Below are 354 nucleotides of genomic sequence, written 5' to 3'. Positions count from 1 at the left end.
TGTTATAAGGCTATTCAAATGGGAGTTCTACTGTATACGTCTGAAGAAGCCCTTCTGATACCTTAACTTTTAATTGGTTACTCTCAATCGTACAGCAGCGATACTTAGGTTCTTTTTTTTGATTAAAAACCTCCCTCAGAGAGATATCGCATATTTCCAATATTTGAGCGTGTTTCTTAACTCCAGCAGCGTTTAAAATGTCACTATTTCCTAAATATCGCAATCCGGTTGTTTTAGCAGAGTTGCCATCTGATTGCCTAATCGGAGCGAAAGACCGTTCAGGCAGGATACTCCCAAGCTCTTTAATGAACCTGTAGCTATTATCGAAACATAGCTCCTTTCCAAAGCATAATG

General features: G+C 39.0%; 1 protein-coding gene. It reads right to left on the bottom strand.

The genetic code is table 11. The features are described from left to right. Positions 1-10: 10 nt before the first annotated feature. Positions 11-354 (bottom strand): hypothetical protein (locus tag ACYFDN_RS21430; RefSeq protein ID WP_483512653.1); only part of this gene is annotated, 344 nt, incomplete at its 5' end.

It is taken from the genome of Agarivorans sp. D1326 (assembly GCF_056958115.1).
The sequence above is the reverse complement of the archived record's forward strand: the minus strand, read 5'-3'. Positions and strand labels throughout refer to the sequence as shown.